The organism is Neobacillus sp. SAB-20_R2A, assembly GCF_049568635.1.
Classification (GTDB): Bacteria; Bacillota; Bacilli; order Bacillales; family Cytobacillaceae; genus Neobacillus; species Neobacillus citreus.
The window spans coordinates 5,126,455-5,143,693 of sequence record NZ_CP145895.1; the positions used below are offsets into that span (position 1 = coordinate 5,126,455).

Consider the following 17,239-nt stretch of genomic DNA (forward strand, 5'->3'; position numbering starts at 1 on the left):
ATCATATTAAACTTTTAAAAATTTCCTTACCGACATGACACTGCCCCAAACTCCGATAAAGGCACCCATTAGAAGGAGGATACCGGCAACCTGGTAGAAGAATGGATCGAACGGCAGGATCTTGATAAATGTCCCAACCAGCTTAGGGCTGATATAATCGTAGGCCCGGTAATACGCGATGCCGATTAAGATGATCGGCAAGATTGAACCGATAATTCCAAGCCATAATCCTTCGAGGAAGAACGGCCAGCGAATAAAGGAGTTTGTCGCTCCTACCAGCCTCATAATCTTAATTTCTCTTCTTCTCGCAATAATCGTAATTTTGATTGTATTGGAAATAAGGAAGATCGCCGTAAAGAACAAGCCTAGGATTAACACAACTCCGACATTTCGGCTGGCTTTAATGAACTTAAATAGTTTTTCAACCTTGTCCTGACCGTATTTGACCTTGGCGACATAATGGAGCTTTTCCACTTTTTTCGCCGCCTTCATTGTGTCGGTTGGATTTTTTGTTTTTACAATAAACACGTCATTTAAAGGGTTATCCTGTTCAAAAAGCTTAAAGGCTTTCCCTTCTTCACCCATGCTCTGAACTAAATCTTTCAATTCTTGTTCCTTAGGAGAAAATTTAACACTTTTCACTTCTGGAATGGCCTGAATCTGGGCTTTCAAGGCATCCTGATCCTGCTTGTTGGCAGCAACGTCGATATGAACGCGGATTTGAACGTCCTCTTCAATCGTATCGGCCACTTTATTTAAATTCATCATAATCACAAAAAAGACACCGACTAAGATAAGGGTAACGGTAACGGCACCAACTGAAGCAAATGTCATCCAGCCGTTTCTTTTAATACTCTTTAAACTTTCCCGGGCGTGACGGCCAATTGTTCTAATTTTCATAACCGTATTCACCTCTTTGTTCATCACGCGCAATTCTTCCGCCTTCAATGGCGATGACGCGATGTTTTAAAGTATTGACTATCTCTTTGTTGTGGGTTGCCATCACGACAGTTGTGCCGCGATTATTGATTTCTTCAAAAATTTTCATGATCTCCCATGATGTATCAGGGTCAAGGTTCCCTGTCGGCTCATCGGCAATAACGAGTCTTGGTGAGTTAACAATGGAACGGGCAATCGAAATACGCTGCTGCTCACCGCCGGAAAGCTCGGAAGGAAGCATTTTAATTTTATGCTTCAAGCCAACAAGGTCCATAACTTCCATGACACGTTTCTTGATTACCTTCGGCTGCGCCTCAATAACCTCTAAAGCGAATGCCACATTTTCATAGACTGTTAGAGTTGGAAGCAGTTTAAAGTCCTGGAAGACGACGCCCAGGTTACGACGGAATAACGGAACCTTGCTCATCTTTAACTTCGCAATATTCGCTCCATTGATCGTGATTGTTCCAGAGGTTGGAATTTCTTCGCGGTACATCATTTTAATAAATGTAGATTTGCCGGCACCACTTGGCCCGACGACATAAACAAATTCACCTTGATTAATCCGGACGTCAATCCCGTTGATAGCGGAAACGCCATTCGGATATTTTTTGTATACTTCCTGCATTTCTATCATATAAAATCACCTATTGTTTTAAGTTTGTTTTACAAATTTCGACAATACGGCCAAAATACCTACAACTATATGCATATTTCTGCATAATAGTATTATAACATCATAATTTGTCAAAAAAAGTGGTATTTATATTACAGTTTCTTTTCAAAAATACAAAAAGAGACATGTTTCTTTACATGTAACAATATTTTTAGTAAATTCATGTTCTTTTGTCGAATTTTCTTCACGGACCATATTAGGATAACATACATAATTTGAATGTCCAAGCATTAGGGGGAAGGAGATTCTGGAAAAAGTAGTTAGGATTAAGCTATTTTCCGGGGGTGAAAAATTAAAAACGCCCTGTATGGGAACAGAGCGTTTCTTGTGTAGTTTTTACTTTTTCGCAGATAGCCACTCAGCCACTTTGTCAGCATCATCACCAGTAATGACGCCTGCAGGCATTCCGCCGCGGCCATTATGAATGATATTTAGGATTTCATCCTTGGAGTATTTAGAGCCAACCTTTGTTAGGTTAGGTCCTACTCCGCCTTTAAGGTCTCCCCCGTGGCAGCTGGAGCATTTTTGATCAAAGATCTTAGCAGCTTCATCACCGGTTGCAGTGTCTTTACCACCGCCGCCAGTGTCCTTGTCCCCGCCGCCGCCACAAGCAGCGAGTCCCATTACTAATGATGTTCCTAATAACAACGTTAGCAACTTTTTCTTCATTGTTACTCCCCCTAATGTAAATAATCCCATCACTGATTAATTATACCAATGTTATGGGCGTTTGAAACCCTCCCCTAACACCTCTGCGGCATCCATAACCACGATAAATGCAGACGGGTCAAGGGTTTTGACCAATTGTTTCAATTTTGTGAACTCCGTTTGATCCACCACACACATCAAAACTGGGCGTTCATGCTCGGTGAAACCACCGTATGCAGATAGTTTTGTCACACCACGGTCTATTTTATGCAAAATTCCTGCACGAACTTCTTCTTGCTTATTAGTAATTATCATCGCCATCTTTGACCGGCCAAAACCGACCTGAACCAAATCAATGGTTTTGCTGGTTACATACAGTCCGATTAAGGCATATAAGGCTTTTTCAATATCAAAAACGATGGCCGCTGTGAGGACGATGAGGCCGTCAATCATAACGACACATCTACCTAGAGTAAAACCCGTGTATTTATTAATAATCTGTGCGGCAAGGTCTGTTCCGCCAGTCGATGCATTTCCTCTAAAGACAATCCCAAGACCAAGACCAACGCCAATCCCGCCGAACAAGGCACCAAGCAATGCATCATGAGTCCACGGTTCCCAACCTTTTGTTAAAAAAACTACAAATGGTAGAAAAACAGTTCCAGCTAGTGTTTTGACGCCAAATTGTTTTCCAAGCAACATAACTCCAGCGATAAACAATGGAATATTGAAAGCCCATTGGACGTAGGCGGGCTCAAGGCCGAGCACAGATTTTAAAATAGTGCTGATGCCGCTGACCCCGCCCGAGGCAATTTGGTTTGGCAAGAGAAAAACGTTGAACGTAATCGCAATAATGGCTGCACCGACCAGAACAAAAAGGTAGTCGGCGGCGATTCTAGTTTTTGGATAAGTGTTTGTTAAATTGCTCAATATATTCATGAAATGATACCTCTCTTATTAAATTCCGATTGAGAGTATAGCATGGGAGAAATATGGTGTAAATGGCATTGGGTTAACGCGATAAAGGGGTAAATTTTTATTTAGCATTTGTATTTTTAATTGGTTTCATAAGGAGAGTTTTTGAAATTGAAATAGCCCGTGAGGTGAATAATTTGTCGGATGTTAGCTGCTGATATGTTATAATCTGTAAATGAGGAGGTGAATATGATGGAACAATTAATAAAGCAAATGATGGAGCAGATGAATCAGCAATTTGCCAAAATAGATCAGCAATTTGCTAAAATAGACCAGCGATTTACCAAAATAGACCAGCAATTTGATCAAGTAAACCAGCAATTCAGCCTCATGAACTCTCGTTTTGACAGAATTGAAGATCGGATTCAATCTCTAGAAGAAACAGTAAAAAACAACGCTTCGGAATTTAGAAGCCATTTTCGCCGTATCGAAGATAAACTGGAAAGCCATGATAAAATGTTTGAATTAATTTCTGGCTCTAAAAAATAACCTCTACGAAATAATCATAAATCAATCAGACCGCTCATTAATCTTCATTAAATCCACCATGATCCGCAAATATTTTTCCAAAATTAAAGCCTTTGCCAACTAAGTCGACAAAGGCTTTAAAAATTATTATTTCCTATTATGAAATACGTGAACGTAAGTAAGCATTAATAAATTGATCCAATTCTCCATCCATGACAGCCTGAACGTTACCAGTTTCAGCATTAGTACGATGGTCCTTTACCATGGAATACGGATGGAAGACGTAAGAGCGAATTTGGCTTCCCCAGCCGATTTCCTTTTGCTCGCCGCGAATTTCCAACAGCGCCTTTTCCTTCTCTTCAATTTCTCGTTGGTAAAGTTTAGATCTTAACATGTTCATGGCATGCTCGCGGTTTTGAATCTGCGACCGCTCGGTTTGGCAGCTTACCACAATGCCGGTCGGGAGATGGGTAATTCGGATGGCTGATTCTGTTTTGTTAACGTGCTGTCCGCCTGCGCCACTGGAACGGTACGTATCTACCCGTAAATCCTCAGTCCGAATTTCAACCTCGATATCATTGTTTAGTTCCGGCATTACTTCACAGGATGCAAAAGATGTATGCCGCCGGCCAGATGAATCAAATGGCGAAATCCTTACCAAGCGGTGAACTCCTTTTTCTGCCTTCAGGTAACCATAGGCATTGTGCCCTTTAATAGCGAGGGTCACGCTTTTGATGCCTGCTTCATCACCCGGAAGATAATCAAGGGTTTCTACCTTAAAGCCCTTTTTCTCGGCCCACCTTGTGTACATTCTTAGCAGCATGGAGCCCCAGTCCTGTGACTCTGTTCCACCGGCACCCGGGTGAAGCTCAAGGATGGCATTATTTTTATCGTACTCTTCACTTAAAAGAAGCTGCAATTCAAATTGACCTAACCGGTCTGTCAACTGCTGAAGCTCTTCTTCCAGTTCGGTCTGCAACTCGGCATCGCTTTCTTCTTTCACCAGCTCATAGGTCACTTCCAGGTTCTCAAATGATTCGTGCAGTTCATAAAACTCATGAACCTGGTCCTTCAATCCATTGGCCTCGCTGATTACCTTCTGGGCCTTTTCTTGATCATTCCAGAAATCGGGGTGGAGCATTTCGTCCTCTAGCTCTGCAATCCTGGCTTCCTTGTTTTCAAGGTCAAAGAGACCCCCTAAAGTCCGCTAATTTCTTAGCCGTAATTTCAAGTTCATTGCGAATTTCCGCTAATTCCATTTTCGTCACCTCTAAAAAGTTATAACGTTTATTATAGTGTATTCCTTAAATGCTTGTAAGTCCTTGTTCATTATAACTTGAGAAGTGGGAAAAGTTCAAAAAAAGGTGTAATTTGTTTTTTTGGTCATTTTTAGCGATAATCAAGAAATTATCCCCTAAAACCTTCGTATTTTCCTATATGAATCTGTCGAAAATGGTACTATTAAATATGAGCAGGTGTAAAATATGAATTTATTGGATGAACTAATTGATACATATTTAACGAACAATATCGGACAGTCTTACCTGGATTTAGAGACGAAACAAGTTGTCTATGACGAAGACCCACTCATAACCGGCGAAGAAGGAATAGACTGGGATGATGAGGAAAATATAGACCGTTATGTAGAGATTCCAAGCATCGAATCTTTTCAAGCATTTCGGCTAATGGAGCTATTTGCAGCACAGGTTAATATAGAATTTATAGAGAAAAAAGAGGTGTAAAGCGAGATGGAGAAACCAAGCCGGAATGAGCCTTGTCCTTGCGGGAGCGGCAAAAAGTATAAAAAATGCTGCGGCGCAAGTGAAGCTGTGTCCATCACCCATTTACTTGAAAGTGAAGCCGACGAGCTGCAGAAGCAAATGATTCATTTTGCGTTCAATTATTTTGGCGCAGAAATCGAAGATGATTTTGAAATGTTCGTGGAGTATAGCAGCCTCGAGCTAGAGGACGAAGAAGAACGGGAATTCTATGAAGTGGTTCATGCCATCTGGTTTTCCCTTTTTGAAGAATTGGATGACGGAAAAAAAGTTATTGAGAAATTTATTGCGGCCGAAGCTGGAAAAATTAAACGGCCGAAGCTGAAGCAAATTTTTCAAACATGGACGAATGGTCGAACGATTGCCGGGAAAGTCTTAAAAGTTGAAAATAACAAGCTGACAGTGGAGGATGGCTTTACGGGGGAACAGCTTGAGACAATTATTACAGGTACGCCGGCTGATTTTGAGAAAGGCGCTCTCTTTTTGGGTATGTTGGTACCATTTGGACAAAACTTTGCGTTTTTCCCAGCGCCATTTGATTTGCCGGATTTAAAACCTGAGGTTGCTTTTTCTTATATCGAGGATAGCAGTATCGCCGCCGACTATCCGTCCCCACAACAGTATTTGGATGATTTTTTCATTGAAGTTTTGAGCGAACTGCCGATGGTTGGCGGCCTAATCGAAACGGATGACATCGAATGGCCCGCCCCGGTTTACAAGGAAGTTGCCGACCTTTTCAAAGCACAAGCAGAAGCTTTCGACACGCCTGCGCCAGTTGTGGACGCAGGGATTGTCCTTTGGTTTAGTTATTGCCAAAAGCGAAAAAAGCGGATTCAGAATCCGAATCTATATGCCGCCGGGCTGCATTATTTAATGCAAAAAATGATGCCGATGCTGGAAAAAGTATTTACACAAAAGGAGCTTGGGCAGATATACAGCGTGTCCGCTAGGTCCATTTCCACCATCTCATCGGACATGGAAAATGTCCTAAGCCAAGAAATAAGCGAAATGATGAATATTGTGTACGGGGGTGACGAGGAACCAAAGTTCGAAGAGGCGGAGGTCATTGAGTTTCCGAAAGGAAAAGATGAAAAGGTGCGTAGAGGAAACCCAAGTAAAGCTTCCACCTTTACGATAAATATTCCTGACAAATTGCCCAAGAAGGTTTCAAGACGAAATGAAGACCGTGCTCAGGAATTAGTTTTTGAGGCCTTGCGTGCAGATGGGGTTAAAGTTCTCCACCTCATTCAAGAAGCAATCAATATTAATCCGTATTGTGTAGATGCCTTTGTTTTACTTGGTGATATTGCACAAAAGCCCGAAGAATCTGCGGAATTGTATTGGCATGGCATGCAGGTTGGCGAAAAGCATCTCGGCAAAGAGTTTTTTAAAGAAAACGAAGGTTACTTTTGGGGGCTGATTGAAACAAGACCGTACATGCGGGCAAAGTTCAATTATGCCGAGACAATCTTTCTGCTAGGGAAAAAAGATGAGGCTATCCAGCATTATGAGGAACTGCTCAGGTTGAACCCAATGGATAATCAGGGTGTCCGTACTTCCTTGTTTGTGGCTTACATGGAAAAAGAAGAATTTGAAAAGGCCGAGGAACTGTTGGAAAAATTTGATGAGGAAACAACAGAAACTATCTACAATAGGCTTTTGCTAGAGCTGCTTGTAAACGGCTATACCGTAAAAGCAAAAACATTAGTGAAACAGGCAAAAAAAAGTAATAGGTTTGTGTTATATTACCTAACCGGCAAAAAGAAGCTGCCAAATCAAACGCCTGAATATTACGGTTTCGGGGATGAGAACGAAGCTATTGTGTATGTGGCGATGCATTTGCATTTGTGGGGGAAGGTTGAAGGGCTTAAGGAATGGTTGAAAAAGATATGATAAAGAAGTTAAAATCAAAGGAAGTCTAAAAAGGGGCTACCAGAAAGCCAAATAATATGACTTTCTGGAAAGCCCCTTTATCTATTTTTGCGATTGTGAATTAATTTACATGCCGTGAATCTTCATAGCTGCCCTTTGAGTGACAGTTTGCACACTTCGAATGGATGTCCTTATGGACAGTATCCCTAGAGTGGCAGGATGTACAAGATGTATTTTTATCTTTAATCGCTTGCACCACTGCTGGATTCGTACTTTGGTGACAAGTATTGCAAGTGATTGGGTTGCCATTTGCATCTTGTCTGCCATCGCGGGCATGTTCGTGCGTTAGTGATTTTGCGTGACATCCTGTACAATCCGGTTCATTATTTGCCTTATGAAGTTCCGGAAGATCATGATTGTTAAGAAGTCTTGTAGGTGTCGACTGATATCCTGTATAGCCTTTAACCTGTGAACCAGGCTGGTGGCAGAGGATACAATCATTCGTTTCGCGATTCTCCGTTACCCTTAATGGCGTCGTAGGATCTACATTGGTTGGCTGATATTTGATTGATGGTGTTGATCCGTGTGGCGCGTAAGCAAATGTCCCATCAGGATCTTCATGACACTGACTGCAATTTGCCGGGACGGAAATATAATTGTGACAGTTGTCGCAACGATTGTTGGAATGTGTTCCGTTAAAATATAGCTTTTTGCTATGGACATTTTCCAAATCACCATTGCTTCCCTCAAAGCTATTGGCCTGGTGACAGGAAGTACAGTTGGAAATATTTGAATCCTTCATATCCGGGTAGGTATTGGTATAGAATTTCCACTCTTTTGTGATAGATATACCGGAAAGGTCAGTCGCTGAAACGTAAACAGTATGATATGCTTCATTCTCCAAATTTTCGGAAGGAGTGTAACTTACTAAGCCAGAAACTGCATCATATTGGAAGCCTACAGGTTGTCCGTCCAATTTCACTACGATTGAATCGGCATTAACTGACCCGTTGGGCGATGTTACTACCGCAGAAATAGCAGGCTTTAAATTATCTACTCCGTATTTAAATGGCGTTGCATCTGAAACCACAGGTTTGACTGCAACGGTAAACTTCCAGTTTCGGGTCATGCTGTTGCCCCATTTATCTTCAGCATATAATGACAGAGTATGTTCACCATTGCGAATTGTCCCAGTATACGTAATATAAGCTGTTTTCTTGGATGTAACAACATAATCACTATAATCCTGATATCCTTCATATTTAAAGTCAAAAATTACCGGCGTTCCATCCAACATTAAACTCACATTGTCCTTAATTTCCGTTAAATCCTTTAATCTCGCTGAAATATTCAATGTGCTGTTAGTGAGGGTGGCCCCATTGGTTAAGCCACTAAAATAATCAAGGATTGGTGCTGTGTTATCAACAATAAAGCTCCATGTTTTCGTGCTTAAATTACCGTTAATATCTTTTGCTTCCAGAGCCGCAGTGTAACTGCCGCTGGCAAAATTTTTATTATATGTTACAGTACCAGTTTCGGGGTTAATATTTATGGAAACACTGCTCACATAACTATTATTTAATTTGAGCTTTACTGAACTCCAATCAACTGTTGTATTATCCTTTATTGTTGCAGATAATTGACTCAAACTAGCCTGTTCACTTTTATCTACAGGACTGAGATTGCTGAACTTAGGCGCTTCCTTTACGATAAAGGACCAGGAATCGTTAAGAGTGTTCCCTGCATTGTCATTGATGCTGACTTCAACGGTGTTGGTTCCATCCTTTAAATCGGATGCTTTATAGAAAATGGTCCCTTCCTTGCGTTCGACTTTGTACGAAAATTGTGCATTTACCTGAGTGCCGTTTATTTTCATGCTCAAGCTTTGATCATCCAAATCATTTGCACTTTTTACATAGGTAGATATATCCGGATTTGAAACGGTAGTCGTACCATTACTGGAAGGCTTGTAATTCGAAAAATTATTACTTAAAGCGGAAACATAAAATGTGCTTAGCATCAATATAGCAGCAATGAACACCACGCTGATACCAATCGATTTACGACTCATCTTAAAACTCCCCCATTTTGTGAGACATGTTTTGTCTCTCTTCTCTATTTACTTTTCTTTAAACCAAATGGCAGTTCCCATCCTATCCCCCCTTTTGTTTTATTGATTAAAAAAGATCTAAAACTAGTAGATCTAATTCACTAATTTTGGATAATACAATGAATTTAATAACAGAAAAACACACGGTAATGAGAAAGTCTCAATGTAAATATAATCCTGCAAAAATATCGACATTGAGCCTTTTTGCTTATACGAGTATCCTTTTGTGGGTATTTATACCCATTTTAAAGATGCTAATATTATTTTCTTTCCCAAACGCACAAAAACGAGAGGAAATTTCCCTCTCGTTTTTTACGGCTACTTCTTAGGTGCATGGGCGGCCTCGATAAATGAGTTATTGGTGCTATGGCATTTGGAACATGCCTGATCAATATCATTTTTATTATGGCCAACAATTGAATTAATGGCCTGACCTGCATCATCATAAATCGCCTTGCCCTTTATACCGTAAATTTCAGTTGACCCATTATGGCATTTGGTACAGAACTCCCGTTCATTTACCGCATTCCATGACGTCCCTGAAGTTCTATATTTATCAGTTACTGTTGGATTATTACCCAATATTTCCCGCAAATTATACAGATTGTTCGATCCATGTGTTTCATGGCATTCCGCACATGGGATTGGGCCATTTAATTGGCTGCCATCTCTTTGAGTAGTTGCATTCACCGAAAGGCTAAAATTATGGCCGGAATTGGCGTCAAGATAAAAGGATTCGATATCTGAACTAACCTTATTTTGTTTTTTCTTATCAAGATTATGGCACCTTAGGCATAAGGAATAATCTGAAATCGTTTTGTTAGGAACATCAAAATCTGTAGGTTGATTAAATTTAGTTGTTTCAGTGCCTAATGCAGTTAAAGACTTGTTATATTTTAATAGCTCATACATTCCTTTATCCGCAGGTATTCCAGCAAAATTTATCGTATTATCATGACAAGTTTCACAAGATGTATCCAAACTGTCCACCGTTAATGGGGTGGCTCCCATTTTCTCTTGATCTTCCGAATTATGTTTATAGACATAATGGTCCTTTAACAAATTCGGGTTTTCCTCTGACCATTCCGCATGAGGGTTATGACAACTTGTGCATGATGTTGCTTCCTTTAAATTGTCCTTTCCAGTTGATGAATACTCAACCGGATTATCATGATGGTACTTACTTGTTATTCCGTCAATTAGCGGTGCATTCGTAGTACCGTCATGACAGGCCATACAGTAGTTTTGTGAATCTTTACCATTTAACTTTTCATTAAAATCAATAAGATAGGAACCACCATCCCTGGAAGGCGTGATTTTACTTTTTCCATCCAGATTGTCATATGGTGAATCCGTATGTGTACTATGACAGGAAGCACACATATTTGTATTCAACTTGTAATGTCCATGAGGATTGGACGATGCGTGACTCTGCTTGTCAATATCATCCCAATCGGCATTTGTCTTGGTTGTAATTTTAAAAAATTTCGTAAATACCGGATTGTCCAAATCATCAACAAGTTCGGGATCTAGGTACACCAGATATGTCCTGTTAATTTTTAATTCACCAGCAGCAGGAGTAAAGGTGATATCGTAATAGTATTTATTATTATTTAAAACTGGCTCACCGATTTGAGTCGTTCCATTAATAGAATCCGAGCCCAATATTACTTTTATAGGGTTATAGCTTCCAGTATCAATTTTGCTTTTAAGCTGATCCATTCTTTGGTCGTCAACAACAGTTATCTTGATTTTCGCATTAAGCGGAACGCTGGTTAAATCTTCGGACTTTTTTTCCGAATTGTCTGGGAAGATAATTTTTGTATCGCCGATGTATGGTCTAGTTAAAGCCACGATAAAGGAAGTTGTGGCACTAGCCACTTCACCTGTTACTTTATCGGTAATTTCCACCGAAACAGTATGAGTACCTTCCGGCAATGTCTTTGTTGAAAAAGACCACTGTTTTGGCGAACTGGATTCATTAATCGTCCAATCGCCTGCATTAGTGGACGAATCGGAAATCTTCTTGCCATTTTCTGATAGGGTAAACAATAAATCAGTTTTTGGTTCATCAGCAGTATAGGTTCCTGAGATTAAAATATTTGTTGAATCAAAAACTTCAGATGGTGATGGTGTTGTTATGGAAATAGCAGGTTTTACAGAGACAGTTGGCATTTTTATCGTAAAATCGATAGATGCCGTCGCAGGACTAGATGTTTGTGATGATTCTTCCATTTTAATGAGAATGGAATGAACTCCTTCTGATAAGGCGGATGTTGAAAAGGTCCATTTGTGATTTGTTTCATCTATCTGCCAATTAGAATCTACAATTTCGACTCCATCCTCAGAAGCTGTAAATAACAACTCGGACCTTGGAAACTCAGAAATATATGTGCCTGAAATCACAACATCTTTAGTAGAAAGCACCTCATTCTGGGAAGGAGACTCTATTGTGATGACTGGATCACTGGCAGAAAATGCATCGATGGACGGAAACGACAGAATCGTAGTTCCCAAAAGCAAAACAATCAAGAAAATATAAATATAGGATTTATTATACAAGGGGAAGACTTTCACCAGATATCATCTCGCTTATTTATGGATTTATGTATTTAATGTAGGTTGTAGAGTTATATACAAGGATTACACATCTATTATAGCAGTGAAGATAGGTGGAAATTGGGGCAGAAATAAAGCAATTTATTGACGATATTTTGTCAAAGAATTTGACAATTTTGTGTCCGATATAGGATAATAAAATGAAAGCAAGGCAACAAAAATTGCTGCCCTGCTCTTTGCGGGAATTAAAATATACTTTTTCAAAAGCTAACAAGTAGTGGCGCTATTTGTTGGCTTTTTTTATTCTCTAGTACCTGGTTGACCTGCTTTTAATGGAGCTTCACCGTCATCATATTGAACTCCGGCATCATTAACAACCGCATGAGAACCATAAATTGCACTAGTAGGTCCATCAATTGCTTCATTGGCAGGGTTATTTATGAACTGGCCTCCGCCGCCATGGCAAGCGTAACATACTGACATACCAGTGTAACGTTTTAATGCAGAAGATGGGTTTGGATCAACATAATAGTTTAAATCACCTTTATGATCGCCTTCAAAATAAGATTCATCGTTGGCGTCTTTCATGATAGTAGCATCAGAACCGTGACCGTAGTGGCAGCGTACGCAAGTTAAGTTGTCCTTTCCAGTTGTGTGACGGTGTGCTTGAGTATAAGTACCAGTTAGGTTAGCACGTACGGTAGACAAATAGTCAGTGTGACAAGATGCACAGTATTTACTCATTTCTGTACCACTGTCATAAATATAATTTGCATAACCACTATCAAATAGTGATCTAATGTTTGTTGTAGTTTCAACATCAATACCCAAAGAGATTTGTGCTTTAGTAACTGAATCAACAGATGCGGCAGCACCAAATGCAAAACCATCTCTCCAAACAATTGTCAGACCAGTAGCAGGAGCACCAGTTAAGACTGTATTAGCAGCTTCACGGCTAGATCCTCTTAACCATAGAGAGAAGTCTTTAACATAAGCTTTGCCAGTCCATCTGTAAGTTTGGATAACCTTTTGACCTAACTGAACACCTGCACGAGAATACATATAACCTTCTTTTGTTTTATCAGTAGCAGAAAGATCAGCAGCTGCTACAGTTTTCTTAGCAACTACGTATGGCTTAATGAATGATGCTAATCCAGCTGGATTTGTATCCAAATCGATGATAGTAAGATCCTTGAATAATTTACCATTTAATGCATCCTTTTCAGCATCAGTAGCACCATCAAGAGTTTTACCTGCTGCTAATGCTTTGTACTCAACTCCGCCCCAGCCTAACGGGTCCATGTTCAAGTTGTTTTCCATTGTAGAACCTGCTCCGTGCGGTGCGTGGCAGCTTGCACAGTTAAATTCATTACCCCAAACTGCAGTGTTTGATTTGCCTCCACCAGGAGCAGCACTTACGTTAATTGAGCCGTCTGATTGGTGAAGTGAACCATTGTGTGCAGAATCGGTTTTAATGTTGAAAGTACCAGCGATTTCTTTTGTAGTTTCTGCAGTGGATGTTGCAAATGCATTATATGCACCTGTTGTACCATCGTGGCAGGCAGAACATGTACTGTAAACGCCGTCTTTAAATAATAATAATTCATCAGCGCCGGTGTGGGTCTGGTGACAAGCAGCGCAAGAGTTTGTGTTGTTTTGGTAGAAACCGTGCTTATTGCCGCCTTTGCTGGCAGCTCCCGGTACGCCGGTATGGTTGGCGTTTACAAGTCCTGATCCGTCAACGTCTACCATTCCAGGGTCATCAGCTACGTTATACAATTTCTTATTAGTATCATTTACAGTTGTGACACCGTATTTTGTTTCAGTAGCTAGTTCATTGTCACCTGTTACATCAACAAGGACAAATTTGTAAATGACACCAAGTTGGAAATTAACATTATCCGGTGTAACAGTAATTGTTACATATTCGCTCGCAGCGCCAGTTGGTTCTGGGTGAGGAGCTACTGCTGTTTTTTCAGGAGATGTATACAACGCATTGGTATATCCATCTTCGTTTGAATAAACTTTTACAGTAAAATCTTTAGCTTCATCGCTAGTGTTGATAAATTTAAAAGACCATCCGCTGTTGTCGCCAGTTAAGCTGCCCCAATAGGCGCCTCTAGCAAATACAGAAGTGCTGAGTATTCCCACTAGTATAATCGTTAAGACTAGTGAGAAGCTGAGTTTAAACTTACTCATTCCAGAAAACCTCCCTGTTTTCTTGCTTCTTTCTCTTTTTCTTATTTCTCTCTCTATTAATCTGAAAACCTGACCTTTTCCTCTATTTAAGGCATCACCTCCTTAAATGCAATAAGTATTTTAGTAATAAAAGCCTACCCTGGCGTTTACGGTATCCGTAATTAACACTTCGCCTTTGTCATCCACGAATAATCCGTTAGGAAGGTAAAATTGATTTTTGTCGCTTCCAATTCCGCCAAATTGGAAAACTTGCTTTCCATCCTTGTCAAAGCCATAAACATAATGGGTCATGTTATCGACCATTAACAGCGTGCCGTTTGAAGCTACCCCAATTCCTCGTGGATTAACGAACTTGGAGCTGCCCTTATTGTCTGCTGAGCCATTGATAGTGCGCTTATATTTTCCAGTTTTATCATAGACAACCAGTCGTTGCTTTCCTGTATCGGAGACATATATATTTTTGTCATCGTCAACGGTCACTGCATTCGGCGCATTGAGAAGGTCTTCTTTTCCTGTTGCAGTAGTGATCTCAAGCATTTTTTTGCCTTGTAAATCAAAAACTACAACTCTATTATTTGGAATATCAGTTACATAAAGCTGATTGTTATATATCCGTAAACCTCCTGGACCTTTTAATTGATCTGCTTTATCTGCCACTTCAAAGTATTTGATGAATTTCCCCTTTTCATTAAAGATGGATATGTTGGCATTGTATAGGTCTGCCACATAGATGTTTCCGTCCTTATCCCCGGCAATGCCGTAAGGAAATTTAAATTGTCCTTTATCAGTGCCTTCCTTGCCGAATTTAAAAACTGGCGTGCCAGACCTATCAAAAACTTGAACCTGTTTGTGATTTGTGTCAGTCACATATACGAATTCTCCAACTTTTGTTACATCCATCGGTTTCTCAAGAGGATCATTCAAATCCCCTTGGATATAGTAACTCAATGTTGGCTGCCCTCCAGTCTTCAAATTATCTGCTACTTTTATTGCGTCATCCTGAAGATGGAAAAAGTAGATGACGGCAAACAGCACGATGCTAAGTGCCACTATGGATCCCATCCATATATAGGTGGTCTTCTTTTTCATGGCATTTCCATCTCCTTCATTATTTGTTTTTAGACTTTATGCGATCCAATGCTTTGATTGCTGGTTTAAAGGTAGGGTCGTAAGAAAGTGATTCTTTGTAGATATCCTCTGCCTCTTTTAGCTTTCCTTGGTCTTCGGCTACTAAGCCAGTCTCATAAATAACATCTGTATTGCCCGGTTTGAAACGATTTGCTTGTTCCAATGCCGCTGTTGCTTCTTTATACATTTTTAGCTTTCTATAGCTTCTAGCTTTTAGTAGAAGACTTTTATAGTCCTGCGGTGCCAGTTTTGCTGCCTTTGTGGCCATTTGCAGTGCATCGTCATTTCTATTCTCTTGATCATATACAATCGCCAAATTCAAATAAGCAGCATAATAATTTTTATCCAAGTTTTTTGCTGTTTTATATTCCTTAAGGGCGTTGTCATTATCCCCCTTTAAGAAGTAGGTATAGCCAAGCTGAACCCTGAGGCTCGGATCATTTGGTTTTTGCTCTACAAGCGTTTTATTATAGGTTAATTGTTTGGCAATTTCGTCATCCTTCTGGTTCCACAAATATTTTTCACTAATGTAATAGCCTGCAGATAAACATATTGCAAGGGTTCCCACAAGGAGAATAAGGGATTGCCACCATTTAAAACGATCGGTTTTAATTTTTTTTTCTTTTTGGGTACTTCTCGTAGGTTCCTGGGCATTAGGCTGTAATTTCGCTTCCATGTTCGCCCTCCTAATCTGGTTAATTACTATTATTCTTTATGGCAAGATGTACATTTCGGCTTGTTGTGACAGGTATAGCACTGTTCAGTCGGTGCTGTAACCCCTGTAAGGTCAATTGGATGGCGTTCCTTATAGTTTTTCCCATCATGCATGGCCGGATGACAGCTGCTGCATGCAATAGTCTTACTATCATTGAAACCGTTTTTTTGGTAATCGTGGCAGGCAAGACATTTTTCCTTGCTATCCTTTGCTATTGCACCATGTATATTGACGAATCCTTTTACGTGAGTTTCCGGTTTCGTCGTATGACAGTTTTGGCAAAATGTGTTTTCTTTTGCATAGTCCTGAGCAGACACTTGTTTTGATTTGGTCGCTCCATTACTTAAAAATTGCTGTGAAGCCGGAACCTCTTTTATACCTTCTACTTCTGTTTCGGACATAAGTCCATGGCATTTATTGCAGCTTTTAATATCCTTTTTTGCTAAAGTGCCATGATTTTTTGTTTTGAAATCAGCTTTCTTGTGCGATTTAGGTTCCATTCCAGTATTATGGCATGTCTCACATGCATTGGAGACGTTACGAAGTTCATGACATTCCATACACGTTTCCATCTTAGGACTGGTAAACTTCACATCACTCATCATCTGTTTGCCCAGTGCTGTATCCCACTTCGAGTAATCAGATTTAAACGTCACATTTCGTTCCGCAATTTTTCCGTGAGCCACTCCGCTGTGACACTGAGTACACTTGATATCCTTCGCAAGGTGTTTATCGTGCGGAATTATGATATCCCCTGAGCTGGTTACCTCACGGGTTTTCATATTATGGCATGACTCGCAGGCTGAATTTGGAATCTCTTTTGGCATCTGAATTGGTGCGGTGTAAGTATTCGCTTCTTTTTTATAAACCTTTAATAGCCCCTCGGCTTTATCCTTCGCTACATTTTCGACCCCTGACCCAATATGGCAATTCGCACACTCGACTTCGCTGTGCGTCGAAGCTTTCCAGGTATAATATTCTGGTTTCATCTCATGACAGGAAGCGCAAAACTTTGAGCTAGAGGACGCCTTCAGCCCTGAAAATCCGAGAAAGAAGAACAGGGCCAGAAAGAACAATGCCAGCGTCAAAAATTTAAACCCTCTATATCGAAAACGGGGAGGGGCCGTTCGTGTTTCTCTTTCATCATCCATAATGCGTCCCTCCATTTTTAA

The 17,239-nt window shown here is 40.3% G+C and carries 14 protein-coding genes; 3 read left to right on the forward strand and 11 right to left on the reverse strand.

The features are described from left to right. Positions 1-6: 6 nt before the first annotated feature. The 4 genes from ftsX to V5M37_RS25370 form a co-directional block, all read right to left on the reverse strand. Positions 7-900 (reverse strand): permease-like cell division protein FtsX, encoded by an 894-nt coding sequence (gene ftsX / locus V5M37_RS25355; RefSeq protein WP_423799657.1) that lies wholly within the window; start codon positions 898-900, stop codon positions 7-9. After that, positions 890-1,576 carry a cell division ATP-binding protein FtsE gene (gene ftsE, locus V5M37_RS25360; RefSeq protein ID WP_213144115.1) on the reverse strand — a complete coding sequence of 229 codons (687 nt, stop codon included), beginning with the start codon at positions 1,574-1,576 and terminating at the stop codon, positions 890-892. Before ftsE ends, ftsX begins: the two co-directional genes overlap by 11 nt. Before the next feature lie 375 nt (positions 1,577-1,951). Continuing rightward, on the reverse strand, positions 1,952-2,284 hold the full coding sequence (cccB, locus tag V5M37_RS25365; protein WP_423799658.1) for a cytochrome c551: 333 nt from the start codon (positions 2,282-2,284) through the stop codon (positions 1,952-1,954). A gap of 51 nt (positions 2,285-2,335) precedes the next feature. Further along, positions 2,336-3,202, reverse strand: coding sequence for a YitT family protein (locus V5M37_RS25370; protein ID WP_423799659.1), 867 nt, complete (start codon positions 3,200-3,202; stop codon positions 2,336-2,338). Positions 3,203-3,430: 228 nt separating this feature from the next. On the opposite strand from V5M37_RS25370, the gene V5M37_RS25375 reads away from it, so the two are divergent. Continuing rightward, positions 3,431-3,727: a hypothetical protein gene (locus V5M37_RS25375; protein ID WP_423799660.1), complete on the forward strand. Its 297-nt coding sequence runs from the start codon at positions 3,431-3,433 to the stop codon at positions 3,725-3,727. Positions 3,728-3,863: 136 nt separating this feature from the next. Here V5M37_RS25375 and prfB read toward each other — a convergent pair. After that, positions 3,864-4,965 (reverse strand): peptide chain release factor 2 gene (gene prfB, locus V5M37_RS25380; protein ID WP_423799661.1). Its coding sequence is split into 2 segments (ribosomal slippage): positions 3,864-4,892 and positions 4,894-4,965, totalling 1,101 coding nucleotides; the frame shifts between segments, so codons are not numbered across the junction. A 225-nt stretch (positions 4,966-5,190) separates the two neighbouring features. Between prfB and V5M37_RS25385 the strand changes: the two genes are divergently transcribed. Both V5M37_RS25385 and V5M37_RS25390 read left to right on the forward strand, forming a co-directional pair. Then, positions 5,191-5,448: a hypothetical protein gene (locus V5M37_RS25385; protein WP_423799662.1), complete on the forward strand. Its 258-nt coding sequence runs from the start codon at positions 5,191-5,193 to the stop codon at positions 5,446-5,448. Positions 5,449-5,454: 6 nt separating this feature from the next. Beyond that, positions 5,455-7,377, forward strand: coding sequence for an SEC-C metal-binding domain-containing protein (locus tag V5M37_RS25390; protein ID WP_423799663.1), 1,923 nt, complete (start codon positions 5,455-5,457; stop codon positions 7,375-7,377). A 100-nt stretch (positions 7,378-7,477) separates the two neighbouring features. On the opposite strand, the gene V5M37_RS25395 is transcribed toward V5M37_RS25390, so the two are convergent. The 6 genes from V5M37_RS25395 to V5M37_RS25420 form a co-directional block, all read right to left on the reverse strand. Next, on the reverse strand, positions 7,478-9,427 hold the full coding sequence (locus V5M37_RS25395) for a hypothetical protein (protein ID WP_423799664.1): 1,950 nt from the start codon (positions 9,425-9,427) through the stop codon (positions 7,478-7,480). 357 nt (positions 9,428-9,784) lie between these two features. Continuing rightward, on the reverse strand, positions 9,785-12,028 hold the full coding sequence (locus V5M37_RS25400) for a multiheme c-type cytochrome (RefSeq protein ID WP_423799665.1): 2,244 nt from the start codon (positions 12,026-12,028) through the stop codon (positions 9,785-9,787). A 297-nt stretch (positions 12,029-12,325) separates the two neighbouring features. Then, the gene (locus V5M37_RS25405; RefSeq protein WP_423799666.1) at positions 12,326-14,224 is read right to left on the reverse strand and encodes a cytochrome c3 family protein; all 1,899 of its coding nucleotides are present in this window, start codon (positions 14,222-14,224) and stop codon (positions 12,326-12,328) included. Positions 14,225-14,344: 120 nt separating this feature from the next. Next, on the reverse strand, positions 14,345-15,313 hold the full coding sequence (locus tag V5M37_RS25410; RefSeq protein WP_423799667.1) for a 6-bladed beta-propeller: 969 nt from the start codon (positions 15,311-15,313) through the stop codon (positions 14,345-14,347). A 19-nt stretch (positions 15,314-15,332) separates the two neighbouring features. Further along, the gene (locus V5M37_RS25415; protein WP_423799668.1) at positions 15,333-16,028 is read right to left on the reverse strand and encodes a tetratricopeptide repeat protein; all 696 of its coding nucleotides are present in this window, start codon (positions 16,026-16,028) and stop codon (positions 15,333-15,335) included. Positions 16,029-16,057: 29 nt separating this feature from the next. Next, positions 16,058-17,218 carry a NapC/NirT family cytochrome c gene (locus tag V5M37_RS25420; protein WP_423799669.1) on the reverse strand — a complete coding sequence of 387 codons (1,161 nt, stop codon included), beginning with the start codon at positions 17,216-17,218 and terminating at the stop codon, positions 16,058-16,060. Positions 17,219-17,239 lie beyond the last annotated feature (21 nt).